Annotated in this window: 12 protein-coding genes; 11 read left to right on the top strand and 1 reads right to left on the bottom strand. The window is 65.4% G+C overall.

The window, feature by feature from the left end:
• Window positions 1-32: 32 nt before the first annotated feature.
• Entirely contained in the window at window positions 33-695 is a 663-nt protein-coding gene (locus ACFW0B_RS17475; protein ID WP_449150272.1) for a transglutaminase-like domain-containing protein, read from the bottom strand.
• A gap of 151 nt (window positions 696-846) precedes the next feature.
• Between ACFW0B_RS17475 and ACFW0B_RS17470 the strand changes: the two genes are divergently transcribed.
• The 11 genes from ACFW0B_RS17470 to dctM all read left to right on the top strand — a co-directional run bounded on the left by ACFW0B_RS17470 (window position 847) and on the right by dctM (window position 14,061).
• Window positions 847-3,294 carry an acyl-CoA dehydrogenase gene (locus ACFW0B_RS17470; protein ID WP_449150271.1) on the top strand — a complete coding sequence of 816 codons (2,448 nt, stop codon included), beginning with the start codon at window positions 847-849 and terminating at the stop codon, window positions 3,292-3,294.
• A gap of 71 nt (window positions 3,295-3,365) precedes the next feature.
• The gene (locus ACFW0B_RS17465; RefSeq protein WP_449150270.1) at window positions 3,366-3,776 is read left to right on the top strand and encodes a PA2817 family protein; all 411 of its coding nucleotides are present in this window, start codon (window positions 3,366-3,368) and stop codon (window positions 3,774-3,776) included.
• A gap of 160 nt (window positions 3,777-3,936) precedes the next feature.
• Window positions 3,937-4,455, top strand: a complete 519-nt coding sequence (locus ACFW0B_RS17460) for an RNA polymerase sigma factor (RefSeq protein WP_449150269.1) — start codon at window positions 3,937-3,939, stop codon at window positions 4,453-4,455.
• On the top strand, window positions 4,452-5,411 hold the full coding sequence (locus tag ACFW0B_RS17455) for a FecR domain-containing protein (RefSeq protein WP_449150268.1): 960 nt from the start codon (window positions 4,452-4,454) through the stop codon (window positions 5,409-5,411). Before ACFW0B_RS17460 ends, ACFW0B_RS17455 begins: the two co-directional genes overlap by 4 nt.
• Window positions 5,412-5,632: 221 nt before the next feature.
• On the top strand, window positions 5,633-8,011 hold the full coding sequence (locus tag ACFW0B_RS17450; RefSeq protein ID WP_449150267.1) for a TonB-dependent siderophore receptor: 2,379 nt from the start codon (window positions 5,633-5,635) through the stop codon (window positions 8,009-8,011).
• Window positions 8,012-8,073: 62 nt separating this feature from the next.
• On the top strand, window positions 8,074-9,204 hold the full coding sequence (locus ACFW0B_RS17445; RefSeq protein ID WP_449150266.1) for a PepSY-associated TM helix domain-containing protein: 1,131 nt from the start codon (window positions 8,074-8,076) through the stop codon (window positions 9,202-9,204).
• Window positions 9,201-9,401 (top strand): hypothetical protein, encoded by a 201-nt coding sequence (locus tag ACFW0B_RS17440; protein ID WP_449150265.1) that lies wholly within the window; start codon window positions 9,201-9,203, stop codon window positions 9,399-9,401. Before ACFW0B_RS17445 ends, ACFW0B_RS17440 begins: the two co-directional genes overlap by 4 nt.
• Before the next feature lie 74 nt (window positions 9,402-9,475).
• Window positions 9,476-10,615, top strand: a complete 1,140-nt coding sequence (locus tag ACFW0B_RS17435; RefSeq protein ID WP_449150264.1) for an SRPBCC family protein — start codon at window positions 9,476-9,478, stop codon at window positions 10,613-10,615.
• Between the two features lie 448 nt (window positions 10,616-11,063).
• Window positions 11,064-12,059, top strand: coding sequence for a C4-dicarboxylate TRAP substrate-binding protein DctP (gene dctP, locus ACFW0B_RS17430; protein ID WP_449150263.1), 996 nt, complete (start codon window positions 11,064-11,066; stop codon window positions 12,057-12,059).
• Between the two features lie 74 nt (window positions 12,060-12,133).
• Window positions 12,134-12,781 (top strand): TRAP transporter small permease, encoded by a 648-nt coding sequence (locus ACFW0B_RS17425; RefSeq protein WP_449150262.1) that lies wholly within the window; start codon window positions 12,134-12,136, stop codon window positions 12,779-12,781.
• Complete coding sequence (gene dctM, locus ACFW0B_RS17420) at window positions 12,778-14,061, top strand: C4-dicarboxylate TRAP transporter large permease protein DctM (RefSeq protein ID WP_449150261.1); 1,284 nt, start codon at window positions 12,778-12,780, stop codon at window positions 14,059-14,061. Before ACFW0B_RS17425 ends, dctM begins: the two co-directional genes overlap by 4 nt.
• The last annotated feature ends 175 nt before the right edge of the window (window positions 14,062-14,236 follow it).

Genomic DNA, 14,236 nt, shown 5'->3' with positions numbered 1-14,236 from the left:
TGCCGGGCAAACTTTGCTTATGAAACTGTGCGTCAGCTCGCTGTGGCGGCCTCGGCCTGCAGGTCGCCAGCCAGGAAATCCGCGCCCTCCTGGAACAGGTGCGGATAGACGGCCGCCAGGTGGTCGAAGAACAGCGCCTCGGGCAGATCGGCGAACTGGCCGTGGTCCGCCAGGTACTCCATGTAGCGCTCACCCTGGTTGTTGAAGGGGTGAAAGATGCTGTCGCTGCGCCCGTCGAACTCCAGCGGCGCCACCTTGAACGCCCGGCACAGCGCGAGGTTGAAGGCGGGAGTGGCCTTGACCCAGCGCCCTTCGAGGTACAGCTCGGTGTAACCGTGCATGGCGAACACCTCGCTGCGCAGCAGTTCCAGCAGCCGCGGCGTGGCCAGGTGATTGCGCACATCAGCCAGGCCGATGCGCGCGGGAATGCCGCAATGCCGCGCGCAGGCGGCCAGCAGGTTCGCCTTGGGCACGCAGTAGGACTGGCCCGCCGCCAGGGCATGGCTGGCTTTCAGGGTCTCGGGGTTGCGGCTGAACACGTAGGGGTTGTAGCGGATCTCGTCACGCACCGCGCGGTACAGGCTGACAGCCGTATCGACGGGGGTGCGGCTGGCGCCACGGTGTCTTTCCGCGAACTCGACCACCAGGGGGTGGTCACTATCAACGAAGCGGCCGGGTTCAAGATAACGCTGCATGGGGGAATCTCCTGCGGACATGACGCCCAGTCTAGCCAGCCCGTTTTCCCTGCGGACACGACATTCCGGCCAACCTTGACTCTCCTGTCGCCGTGCTCCCGGGTGGCGACTAAGCTCGTGATGCGCCCGCCACCGTCAAGGAGGATCGTCCATGCTGTTCTTCTGGTTGCTCGCCCTGGTCCTGGGCATCGCCTGTCTCGCCCACCGCCGCACCGCACCAGCCCCCGCCCTGGGTCTGGTGGCCGGCTTCCTGCTGCTGATGGGGTTCTTCAGTCACGCTCAGGGCTGGCTGTTGCTCCTGCTCTGGCTGGGCTGGCTCGCCACTGCCCTGCCCCTGGCACTGCCGGAATGGCGCCGCCGCTGGCTCAGCGCGCCCCTGTTCGCCTGGTTCCAGCGGGTGCTGCCGCCCATGTCGGAGACCGAGCGCGAGGCCATCGAGGCCGGCACCGTCTGGTGGGACGGCGAGCTGTTCAGCGGCCGGCCGGACTGGCGCAAGCTGCTGGATTCGCCCCGCCCGCAGCTGACGGAAGAAGAACAGGCGTTCCTCGACGGCCCTACCGAGGAGCTCTGCGCCATGGTCAGTGACTGGGAGATCGGCCAGCAGCTGGACCTGCCAGCCAGGGCCTGGGCACACATCAGGCAGCACGGCTTCTTCGCCCTGATCATCCCGAAGGAATATGGCGGCAAGGGCTTCTCCGCCTATGCCCATTCCCAGGTGGCGATGAAGCTGGCGACCCGCAGTGGCGACCTCGCTTCCACCGTGATGGTGCCCAACTCCCTGGGCCCTGCCGAACTGCTGCTGCACTACGGCACCGACCTGCAGCGCCAGCGTTACCTGCCGCGCCTGGCGAGCGGCGAGGACATCCCCTGCTTCGCCCTGACCGGTCCGCTGGCCGGGTCGGACGCCGGCGCCATGCCGGATGTAGGCATCGTCTGCAGGGGCCAGTGGCAGGGCGAGGAAGTCATCGGCCTGCGCCTGACCTGGGAGAAGCGCTACATCACCCTCGGCCCGGTGGCCACGCTGCTCGGCCTCGCCTTCAAGGCCTACGACCCGGAACACCTGCTGGGCAACGAAGAAGACCTCGGCATCAGCCTCGCGCTGATTCCCACCGACACCCCCGGCGTGAAGATCGGCCGGCGTCACATGCCCCTCGGCGCCGCCTTCATGAACGGTCCCAACTCCGGCAAGGATGTGTTCGTGCCGCTGGACTTCGTGATTGGCGGCCCGGCCATGCTCGGCAAGGGCTGGATGATGCTGATGAACTGCCTTTCGGTGGGCCGCTCGATTTCCCTGCCGGCGGCGGCCACCGGCATTGCCAAATTCACCAGCCTGGTGGCGGGCCAGTACACCCGCATCCGCGAGCAGTTCAATGTGCCCCTGGCGGCCTTCGAAGGGGTCCAGGAGGCCCTGGCGCGCATCGCCGGCAACGCCTGGCTGATGGACAGCGCGCGCATTCTCACCGCCAGCGCAGTGGACCAGGGGGAAAAGCCCTCGGTGCTTTCCGCCATCCTCAAATACCACCTCACCGAGCGCGGCCGCGAATGCATCAGCCACGCCATGGACGTGCATGGCGGCAAGGGCATCATCCTCGGCCCGAACAACTACCTCGGCCGCGCCTGGCAGGGCGCCCCCATCCCGATCACGGTGGAAGGCGCCAACATTCTCTCGCGCAACCTGATGATCTTCGGCCAGGGCGCCATCCGCAGCCATCCGTTCGTGCTCAGGGAAATGGACCTGGCCAACCGTGAAGATCGCCAGCAGGCCCTGGAAGAGTTCGACCAGTTGCTGCTCAGGCACATCGGTTTTGCCGTGGGCAATGCTGCCAGCAGCCTGCTGCTGGGCCTGAGCCTCGGGCGCCTCGGCGATGCTCCGGGGGACAGCCTCAGCCGTCCCTATTTCCGCGCCCTCAATCGCCTCACTGCGGCCTTCACCCTGCTGGCCGACAGCAGCATGCTGCTGCTCGGCGGCGAACTGAAGCGCCGCGAGCGGCTGTCCGCGCGCCTCGGCGATGCCCTCAGCCATCTCTACCTGGCCTCGGCGGCACTCAAGCGCTACCACGACCGCGACTCCCCCGAACACCTGCAACCCCTGGTGCGCTGGGCCCTGGAGGAAAGCCTGGGCAAGGCCGAGTCGGCCCTGGACGGGCTGCTGGACAACTTCCCCAATGCCATCGCCGGCGGCCTGCTGCGGGTGCTGGTGTTCCCCCTTGGCCGCCGCCACCCGGGGCCATCGGACGCATTGGATGCCGAGGTCGCCAGGGTGATCGGCCGCGACCGGGGCGACCCGGCGCTGGAGGAGCTGCTGACCGGCTGCTACCGCCCGCAATCCGCCGACGACCCGGTAGGCGCCCTGCAGGTCGCCATCGACCAGCTCGGTCGCAGCCACCCCCAGCTGCAGAAACTTCAGGCGGCGCTGAAGTCCGGCCAGTTGCGGCCTGCACCGGGTGAGCCGCTGGCGGACGCAGCACTGGCGGCGGGCCTGCTGGATGCGGAGGAGGCGCGAGAGGTCCGCGCCGCCGAAGCAGCGCGGCGGCGGGTGATCGATGTCGACGACTTCTCCAGGGAAGAACTCCACCTGCGCGAGGGCGGCATCCGCTGAGCCCGCGGACACGACAGCGGGCGCGGCTGGCCTTATACTCCCGCGCCCGATTCAGCTTCAGGACATCCACCATGGCCAATCCCTACCTCGACCATCACCTCGCCCTGCTCGCCCACCTGCGCAGCATCCTGGTCGCCCTGGGCGAGGCCGACCAGGTTCCCGAGGAGAACCACGCCCTGTTCGTCGAGCGCTTCGACGAACTGATGAGCGAACTGCCGCGTGACCCGGAAGGCAGCCAGTACCTGGGCCAGGACCTGATCAGCCAGGTATTCCATCGCTATCCGCAGATCGCCCACCTGGTGCCACGCGACCTGCTCTGGTTCTTCGGTGGCGACTGCCTGCACTTCATGCCCGATGAAGAAATCGACCTCTACCAGCGTCTCGACGAGCGCCGCTTCGAGGCCGAACAGAACGACGAGCCCTTCGACTGGAACCAGGAAAAGCAATTGCTCGCCCTGCCGGATGACGGCAGCAAGCACTGAGCCCTCCGGGGCGGCGCCTGTGCCGCCCCTCCCCGCCTTCCGCTCGCGCATCACCATCCATCGCCCACTGCCCCGAGCCGATTGCGGCACGATGCCAGCCTCTGCCATCATTGCGAATCGTTCTTGAATACACCTCCCAATTATTCTCAATGAGGTCAGCGTGTCGGCCGGTGATCCCGCGAACCCGCATCTGGTAGGGCTGCTTTACCGAGACCATCGTGATTGGCTGTTCAACTGGCTGCGCAAGACCGTGCAATGCCCCCAGCGCGCCGAGGACGTCAGCCAGGACACCTTCCTGCGCCTGCTGGCCCGCGCCGACCTGCAACCGCCCCGCGAGCCTCGCGCCCTGCTGGCGACCATCGCCCGCGGCCTGCTGGTGGACCAGTTCCGCCGCAATGATCTGGAACGCGCCTACCTGGAAGAGCTGGCCCAAGCGCCCCAGGACCTTCTCCCCAGCCCCGAGGAACAGGCACTGATCCTGGACAGCCTGCGGGAAATCGATCGCCTGCTGGGCCAGCTGTCCAGCAAGGCACGCGCCGCCTTCCTCTACAACCGCCTGGATGGCCTCGGCCACGCCGAAATCGCCGAGCGCCTGGGGGTTTCCACCTCGCGCGTGCGCCAGTACCTGGCCCAGGGCATGCGCCAGTGCTACATCGCCCTCTACGGAGAGCCGGCGTGAGCCGGGTATCGGCACGCGCCCTGGACGAAGCCATCGCCTGGCAGCTGCGCCTGGACTCCGGCGAGGCCACAGAGCAGGAACGCCACGAATTCAACCGCTGGTTGGGAGCCCACCCGGAACATGCACAAGTCTGGCAGCAGCTGGCGGGGATCGATCAGCACCTGTCGGCAGCCGTTCCCGGCCATGCCCGCCGTGCGTTGCTGCGCAGCGGCGGCGGGCGGCGGCGCAGCCTGCACCGCATCGCAGGAAACGCCCTGGCGCTGATGCTGGCGGTGGGCCTGGGCCTCGGCCTGCTGGCCCAGCAGCGGCCCCTCGGCGATTACCTGGCCGACGAAATGACCGCCAGCGGCGAACAGCGCGAACTGCGCCTGGCGGACAGCAGCATCGTGCAACTCAACAGCCGCACGGCGCTGGATATCGACTTCGACGGCCCGCAGCGCCGGCTCCACCTGCGCAGCGGCGAAATCCTGGTGAAGACCGGCCACGCCGATTCACGCCCCTTCATCGTCGAGACCGACCAGGGTCGCCTGAAACCGCTGGGCACCCGCTTCCTGGTGCGCCGAGAGGGTGAATCGACCCGTCTGATCGTGCTCGAATCGGCGGTGGCCGCCGAGCCTCGCAGCGCGTCCGGCGAGCGCATCATCCAGGCCGGCGAACAGGTACGCATCGACCAGCAGCACCTCGGCCCGACCCAGGCCGCACCGGTCGGCGCCGAAGCCTGGAGCCACGGCATGCTGGTGGCCGACGACATGCCGCTGGCGCAGCTGATCGATAGCCTGGGTGAATACCGCAGCGGCTACCTGGGCCTCGATCCGGCCCTGGCCAGCCTGCGCATCAGCGGCGTGTTCCCGCTGAACGACAGCGACAAGGCCCTAGCCGCCCTGCCCCCGAGCCTGCCAGTGCGCATCGAGCGTTTCAGCGACTGGTGGGTGCGCGTGGTACCGGCCAGGGACTAGACCCGAACGCAGCCCATCAGTCCATCGATGGGCTGTGTGCCTCGACCCGCGCCAATACAACCCTCAAGCACAACGACGAAAACGGCCTAAAGGGTCGATTCCCCCCACACAAATGAGTCCAGGGACGGGCCAGAAAATTTTTTCTCCGTCCCCCTGTCACTTTTCGATTCTGGCTCGGCAAGAAGGCATTGAGACGATTTCTCACTTAGGAGATGTTCGCAATGCAGTTTGCTTCCGCCCCGTTCCGACGCACCCTGCTGACGCTGGCCGTCACCCTTGGCGGCCTGTCCGCCCCGGCGCTGGCCGAGACCTACCAACTAGCGTCCGCCCCGCTGGCCAGCACCCTGACTCGCATCGCGGCGGATGCGGGCATCGTCATCAGCATCGACCCGAGCCTGACCGCCGGCAGGACCGCGCCAGCCGTGCAGGGTGAACTCAGCCCCCTGCAGGCGCTGTCCCAGGCCCTGCAAGGCAGCAACCTGCGCCTGGTGCAGAACGGCGCCGACAGCTACAGCCTGGCCCCCGAGGCCGATGAAGTGATGAACCTGCCGGACGTGAACATCGACGGCAACCGCTACTACGAAACCGCCTGGGGCCCCACCACCGGCATGGTCGCCACCCGCACCGCCGCCGGCACCAAGACCGACACCGCGATCATCGAGGTTCCCCGCTCCATCTCCGTGATCACCCGCGAGCAGTTGGATTCGCGCCCCACCCTCAACCTCAACGACTCGCTGCGCTACACCGCAGGCGTGATGAGCAGCGGCTACGGGTCCGACTCCCGCTCCGACTGGCTGAAGGTGCGTGGCTTTGTGCCGACCCAGTTCCTCGATGGCCTGCCGCTGCCGGTCGGTTCCTTCGCCAACCCGAAGATCGAGCCCTGGAACCTGGAGCGCATCGCCGTGCTGCGCGGCCCGGCCTCTTCCGTCTACGGCCAGACCCCGCCCGGCGGCCTGCTGGACATGGTCAGCCGCCGCCCCCAGGAGGAACAGGCCAATGAGGTGGAGCTGCAGGCCGGCAGCAACGAACACAAGCAGATCAACTTCGACAGCACCGGCAGGATCGACGACGAGGGCCAGTTCCTCTACCGCGTCAGCGGCACCGTGCGCGACAGCAACACGCCCATCGACCACATCCCGGACAAGCGCTACAACATCGCCCCCAGCCTGACCTGGAACATCAACGACGACACCCGTCTGACCTTCCTCTCCCAGTACACCCGCGACGACACGGGCATCACCGGGCAGTTCCTGCCGCTGCAAGGCACCAGGATCGAATCGCCCTTCGGCAACATCTCGCACCACAAGAACCTTGGCGAGCCGGACTGGGACTTCTACGACCGTACCTACTACGCGCTGGGCTACGCCTTCGAGCACCGCTTCAACGATGTCTGGCAATTCCGCCAGAACCTGCGCTACACCAAGAGCGACCTGGAATTCCAGGCGGTGAACGTCGCCACCTTCAACAGCGTCGACGCCGACGGCAACGTCAACCGCGAATCCGGCATCGTCGACGAAGACATCAGCCAATTCGCCGTGGACAACAACTTCCAGGCCGATTTCAGCACCGGACAGCTGGACCACACCCTGCTGCTGGGCCTCGACCACCAGCGCGCCAACACCAACTACCGCTGGCTCTATGGCATGGGGGTACCGCCGATCAACGTGAACAATCCGATCTACGGAGCGGACATGTCCGGTGTCACCTACTTCCCCCTGCAGGACTTCAACCAGAAGACCTACCAGACCGGCCTCTACATCCAGGACCAGATCGCCCTGGACAACTGGCGCCTGACCCTCGGCGGCCGTGAAGACTGGGTGCACACCGGCACCGAGTTCTTCAACAAGAACGATGCCACCAATACCCAGCGCGACGTTGCCTTCAGCGGGAACCTGGGCCTGAGCTACCTGTTCGACAACGGCATCACCCCGTACTTCTCCTATGCCGAGTCCTTCCAGCCGGCCATGGGCGCCAATGTCGACAGCACCGTTTCCTTCGAACCCACCGAGGGCAAGCAGTACGAAGTCGGCATCAAGTACCAGCCACCCGGCACCGACGCCATGCTGACCGCCGCGGTCTACGACCTGACCCAGACCAACGTCAGCGTCACCGAAGGCAACGTGACCCGCCAGATCGGCGAGCTGGAAGTGCGCGGCCTGGAACTGGAAGCCACCGCCGACGTCAACGAGAACCTCAAGCTGGTGGCCTCCTACAGCTACACCGACAGCGAAATCCAGAAAGGCCCGGACAAGGGCAACCGTATGCCCCAGGTGCCGCGCAACCAGGCCACCGCCTGGGTCGACTACACCTGGCACAGCGGCATTCTCGACGGCTTCGGCGTTGCAGGTGGCGTGCGCTACGTCGGTGACAGCTACGGCAACACCGCCAACACTTGGCTGGGCCACACCGGCTCCTACACCGTCTACGACGCCTCCGTGCACTACGACCTGGGTCGTCTGAACAGCTCGTTGCGAGGCGTTTCCGTAGCGCTGGACGCGAAGAACCTGTTCAACAAGGAGTACCTGTCCACGTGCGACGGCTACTGGTGCTACTACGGTGACGAACGCAGCGTGATCGGCAGCGTGAACTACAGGTTCTGAGCCTCGCGCGATCACGAACAAGGGCTGCCCCCGGCGGGCAGTCCACGCAACAGGGATTCGCCATGCAAAGCAGCACCATCCGCCGTTGGTCCGGCATCCATAGCTGGACCAGCCTGATCTGCACCCTTTTCCTGCTGATGCTCGCCCTTACCGGCTTGCCGCTGATCTTCCACCACGAGCTGGAACAGCTGTTGGGTGAAGCGCCCGAGCTGCGCGAAATGCCAGCGGACGCACCGCACCTGGGCCTGCAGCAGCTGGTGGAGGCCGCCCAGCGCCACCGACCCGGCGAGGTGGTGCAGTACCTGGGTTTTGAAAAGGACGAGCCCAATGGCGTGGTCGCGATCACCGCCGCCACCGCCGGCACCGAACCCAACGCCTCCCACACCTTCATGCTCGACGCCCGCAGCGGCGAGCCAGTGGCCATGCCGGCTGCCAACGGCGGCGTGCTGATGTTCATCCTGCGCCTGCACGTCGACCTGTTCGCCGGGTTGCCCGGCAAGCTGCTGCTGGCCTTGATGGGCGTACTCTTCGTGGTCGCCATCGTTTCCGGCGTGGTGCTCTACTCGCCCTTCATGCGCCGCCTGAAGTTCGCCGAAGTGCGCCACCAGCGCTCGCGCCGGACCCGCTGGCTGGACCTGCACAACCTGATCGGCGTCGTCACCCTGACCTGGGCGCTGGTGGTCGGCGTCACCGGCGTCATCAGCGCCTGCGCCGACCTGCTGATCAGTGCCTGGCGCCAGGACGCCCTCAGCGCCCTGGTGGAGCCCTACCGCCATGCGCCGCCGCTCACCGCTCGCGCTCCGGCGGACAACGTCCTGAAGATCGCCGCCAGGGCCCTGCCCGGCATGCAGGCGGATTTCATCGCCTTCCCCGGCACCCGTTTCTCCAGCGAGCATCACTACACGGTATTCATGGTCGGCAGCACGCACCTCACCGCCCACCTGTGGACGCCGGTGCTGATCGATGCCCGCACCCTGGAGGTCACCGCCGTGGCCCAGCGACCCTGGTACATGGACGCCCTGGCAATGTCGCAGCCGCTGCACTTCGGCGACTACGGCGGCCGTCCCATGCAATTGCTCTGGGCCGCGCTGGATATCCTCACCATCATCGTGCTCGGCAGCGGCCTGTATCTCTGGTGGGTTCGCCAACGGCGCAGCGCCGGTCAGCGTTCGACCGAGGAAGCCACGGCATGAACTGGCGGCAATCCACTTTCATCCTGCCCACGCTCATCGGCCTGCTCTGCACCCTGGGACTGTTCAGCGCCCTGCTCGGCGACGGCTGGTGGGACGCCCTGTCCTGGCTCGGCCTGGGCGTACCCGCCATGATCGGCACCTGGCCGCTGCTGCGCCGACCGCGCGAGGCCGACACTTCTGCCAAAATTCACGAATAACCGGAAACCCCGCTTCATAAGACGGGAACCCTCACTAGACTGCGGGGCACACCAACAAGACTGCCGGAGCAGCCATGAGCCACGACACCCAGGCGTTTCGCGAGCGCTATCGAGCGGGCATCCACCCCCTCTACAACGCCCGGTTGCACGGCGGTTTCGTACTGCTCTACGGCGCTGCCTGCCTGACGTTCTTCATCGGCCAGCTGGAACAGGTGAAAGCCTGGGAGTGGCTGGTGGTGCCGGCGGCGCTGGTGTTCTTCAACTGGGGCGAGTACGCCATCCACAAGAACCTGGGCCACCACAAGACGCGCGTGGGCGGGATGTTCTACAAGCGCCACACCGGAGACCACCACAGCTTCTTCGTCGCCGGGCGCATGACCTGGGACTCCGCCCGGGACTGGCGGGTGATCCTCTTCCCTGCCTGGCTGATTGTGTTCTACAGCGTCGGCCTGTTCGCCGCCTGGTGGCTGCTGTCACGGCTCAACAGCAACGTCGCCGCCCTGTTCGCCAGCACCCTGCTGGCCGGCTACCTGAGCTACGAAATCTTCCACGCCTGCGAACACCTGCCTGCCGACCACCCGGTCTCGCACCTGCCCTGGATCCGCCACATGCGCCGGCTGCACGAACTGCACCATCGCCGGGACCTGATGCAGACCCACAACTTCAACCTGGTTTTCCCGCTGATGGACTGGCTCAAGGGAAGCCTCTACTGGGAGCCACTGGAACAGGAGCGCGCCATGACCCGACTGCAGCACGAAGTGGAAATCGACCGCGGCCCCGAGCGGGTCCTGGCCTATGCCGCCAGCGTCACCCGCTGGCCGGAGTGGCACCCCTCCTCCCTGCGGGTGGACGGCGCCGCGGGGCCTCTGCCGGCCGGCAGCCACTTCGAGGAAGACATCCACGCGGGCGGGCGTGCCGGGCACCTGAGTTGGGACGTCGCCGAGTACAGCCCCGGCCGCCGCTGGCGCGCCACCGCCCGGGGTAGCCATGGAGTGGATCTGGTGCTGACCTATGAATGCGAAAGCACGGCGAGCGGCACCCGCTTCGTGCGCACCCTGGAGTACGGCTTTTCCGGATTCGCCATGCGAATTGCGAACTGGCTGGTGATGCGCGGCAGGATCGACCGCGAGTCGGTCGAATCCATGAAGCGGCTGAAGGAGATTGCCGAACGCACCATCGAGAAGGCTCCGCTCCATCATCCCGATCTGGCCTGAGCCGGAATGTGGAAACGAACAAGGCTCTGTCTGCGTTAGTTGTTGTGGTGTTGAAGGGAGCCCACTGGCAGCAGATTTCTCAAACTCCGGACCAGCCGACACTGCCCTCTCCCCCGCCCCCTCTCCCGCAAGCGGGAGAGGGGGCGCGCCAGTTCCGCAGCCTGGCGGATATCCGCCATCATTCACGGAAAACCTGGCGGATATCCGCCACCCACCTTGAGCGGTGAACGGCCGTATTCACCCTCCCCCGGCGAAAATGCTGCCTTTCAGCGTGCTGGCACGGCGCTTGCTCTTGCGCCACCACGCGGGACAACAAGAACTATCCAAGCTGCGTTTTTACAACCTGACCGCCCAATTCGCAGTTGCCCACCTAGACTCCTTCTTGTTGCCTCGCTCAGACAGCCCCTGTCTGTCCAGATCTGATCAAGAACAACAAGAGGACGCATCAATGTTCAAACCTGCTCTGAAAGCACTCGCCTGTGCCCTTGCCCTGGGCGCCGCCGGCCTGGCCCAGGCCGCCGATCCCATCGTGATCAAGTTCTCTCACGTCGTGGCTGAACACACGCCCAAGGGACAAGGCGCATTGCTGTTCAAGAAGCTCGCGGAAGAACGCCTGCCCGGAAAAGTGAAGGTGGAGGTCTATCCCAACTCCTCGCTTTTCGGTGACGGCAAGGAAATGGAAGCCTTGTTGCTCGGCGACGTGCAACTGATCGCCCCTTCGCTGGCCAAGTTCGAGCAGTACACCAAGCAGGTGCAGCTGTTCGACCTGCCATTCCTGTTCGACGACATCCAGGCGGTAGACCGCTTCCAGCACAGCCCGGAAGGCCAGGCCCTGCTCAAGTCCATGGAAAGCAAGAACATCACCGGACTGGGCTACTGGCACAACGGCATGAAACAACTCTCGGCGAACAAACCGCTGCGCGTGCCCAAGGACGCCCGTGGCCTGAAGTTCCGTGTGCAGGCCTCTGCCGTGCTGGAGGAGCAGTTCAAGGCCGTACGCGCCAACCCGCGCAAGATGAGCTTCGCGGAGGTTTACCAGGGTCTGCAGACCGGCGTGGTCAACGGCGCCGAGAACCCCTGGTCGAACATCTACTCGCAGAAGATGCACGAGGTGCAGAAGTACATCACCGAGTCCAACCATGGCGTGCTCGACTACATGCTGATCACCAACACCAAGTTCTGGAACGGTCTGCCAGCTGACGTACGTTCCGAGCTGGAGAAGATCACGGTGGAAGTGACCGACGAAGTGAACAAGCAGGCCGAGGCGCTGAACCAGGGCGACAAGCAACGCATCATCGAGGCCAAGACCAGCGAAATCATCGAGCTGACCCCCGAGCAGCGCAACGAATGGCGCGAAGCCATGAAGCCGGTGTGGAAGAAGTTCGAAGCCGAGATCGGTCCCGATCTGATCAAGGCAGCCGAAGCCGCCAACCAGGCCCAGTAAGACGATCGTCCGGAGCTGGCGGTTTTCCGCCAACTCCGGCCCCACGACGCTTCTGCCATCGGGAGATGCCATCCATGAACGCTCTGCGACGAGCCTGGGACCACTTCGAGGAAGGCTTCATCGCCTTTCTCCTGGCGGCCATGACGCTGGTGACCTTCGTCTACGTCATCCTCAACAACCTCTACACCCTGTTCTACGACCTGGCCGATCGCTGGCAGGCGGCCAGCGACATGCTGTTCGCCATTGGCGATGCCATCCTCGCCATGGCCCAGGCCATGACCTGGAGCAACGCCCTGACCAAGGCGCTGTTCGCCTGGCTGATTTTCTTCGGCCTGGCCTATGGCGTGCGTACCGCCGGCCACATCGGCGTCGACGCGCTGGTCAAGCTGGCCCCGCGCCACCTCCAGCGAATCATTGGAATCATCGCGTGCCTGTGCTGCCTGGTTTACGCCGGCCTCATGGCAGTGGCGAGCTTCGAATGGGTACAGACCCTCTTCACCGCCGCCATCGGTGCAGAAGACCTCGGCCACTTCGGCGTGCAGCAGTGGCATATCGGCCTGATCCTGCCGCTCGGCTTCACCCTGGTGTTCATCCGTTTCGCCGAGATCCTCGTGCGCATCCTCAAGGATCAGCAGACAGGTCTGGGCCTTGCGGATGAAGCCGCCGAGGCGCTGAAGCTCACCGAGCACGAAGACAGCCCGCACAAGGAAGACGCGAAATGACAGTCCTGTTCCTTTTCTTCCTGCTGTTCCTGCTGATGTTCATCGGCGTGCCTATCGCCATCTCCCTGGGGCTGGCCGGCTCCATGACCATCATCCTGTTCAGCCCGGACTCGGTGCGCTCCCTGGCGATCAAGCTGTTCGAGACCTCCGAGCACTACACCCTCCTGGCGATCCCGTTCTTCCTGCTGGCCGGTGCCTTCATGACCACCGGCGGTGTCGCGCGTCGCCTGATCGATTTCGCCAACGCCTGTGTCGGCCACATCCGTGGCGGCCTGGCGATTGCCGCGGTACTGGCCTGCATGCTCTTCGCCGCGCTGTCCGGCTCCAGCCCGGCGACGGTCGCCGCCGTCGGTTCCATCGCCATCGCCGGCATGGTGCGCTCCGGTTACCCGCAGTCGTTCGGCGCCGGCATCGTCTGCAATGCCGGTACGCTGGGCATCCTGATTCCGCCATCGATCGTGATGGTGGTGTACGCAGCGGCGACCGAAACCTCGGTGGGCAAGCTGTTCATGGCCGGCGTGGTGCCAGGCATCATGCTCGGCGTTGTACTGATGGTGGCGATCTACGTGGTAGCGGTGAAAAAGAACCTGCCCGCCCTGCCTCGCGCCACCTTCGGCGAATGGCTCACGGCCGGGCGCAAGGCCATCTGGGGCCTGCTGCTGATGCTGATCATCCTCGGCGGCATCTACTCCGGCATGTTCACGCCCACTGAAGCCGCAGCGGTGGCAGCGGTCTACTCGGCCTTCATCGCTCTGTTCGTCTACAAGGACATGAAGCTCAGCGAGACACCCAAGGTGCTGCTGGAGTCCGGCAAGCTGTCGATCATGCTGATGTTCATCATCGCCAACGCCATGCTCTTCGCCCATGTGCTGACCACCGAACAGCTGCCGCAGCAGATCACCGCCTGGGTGATCGACGCCGGCCTGACGCCGGTGACCTTCCTGCTGGTGGTGAACATCGTGCTGCTGATCGCCGGCGCCTTCATGGAGCCCTCGGCGATCATCCTGATTCTGGCGCCGATCATGTTCCCCATCGCAATGAAACTGGGCATCGACCCCATCCATCTCGGCATCATCATGGTGGTCAACCTCGAGATCGGGCTGGTGACGCCGCCAGTGGGGCTCAACCTGTTCGTCACCTCCGCAGTGACCGGCATGCCGCTGACCTCGACCATCCGCGCGGCCATGCCCTGGCTGATGCTCCTGCTGGCCTTCCTCGTCCTGGTCACCTACGTGCCCTGGATATCCCTCGCCCTGCCCAACTGGCTGGGCATGACCTGATCCCTTGCGCATCTCCCCGTGATGCGTTTCAGCCCGGCCTTGCGCCGGGCTTTTTTGTGGTTCTTCGCGGAGTCTGGGGGAAGAGCGAGTTGACAGTCAGGGAAGTGGGTAAATTGGCAGTCGCCAAACGAACCAACCCCCACTCCCTGCTGCCGCCGTGCATCCTATTGATCTT

The organism is Metapseudomonas phytobenefica (genome assembly GCF_043392685.1).
Lineage (GTDB): Bacteria > Pseudomonadota > Gammaproteobacteria > Pseudomonadales > Pseudomonadaceae > Metapseudomonas.
Note: the sequence above shows the minus strand (reverse complement) of the source record. Positions and strands in the feature narration are given on the sequence as shown.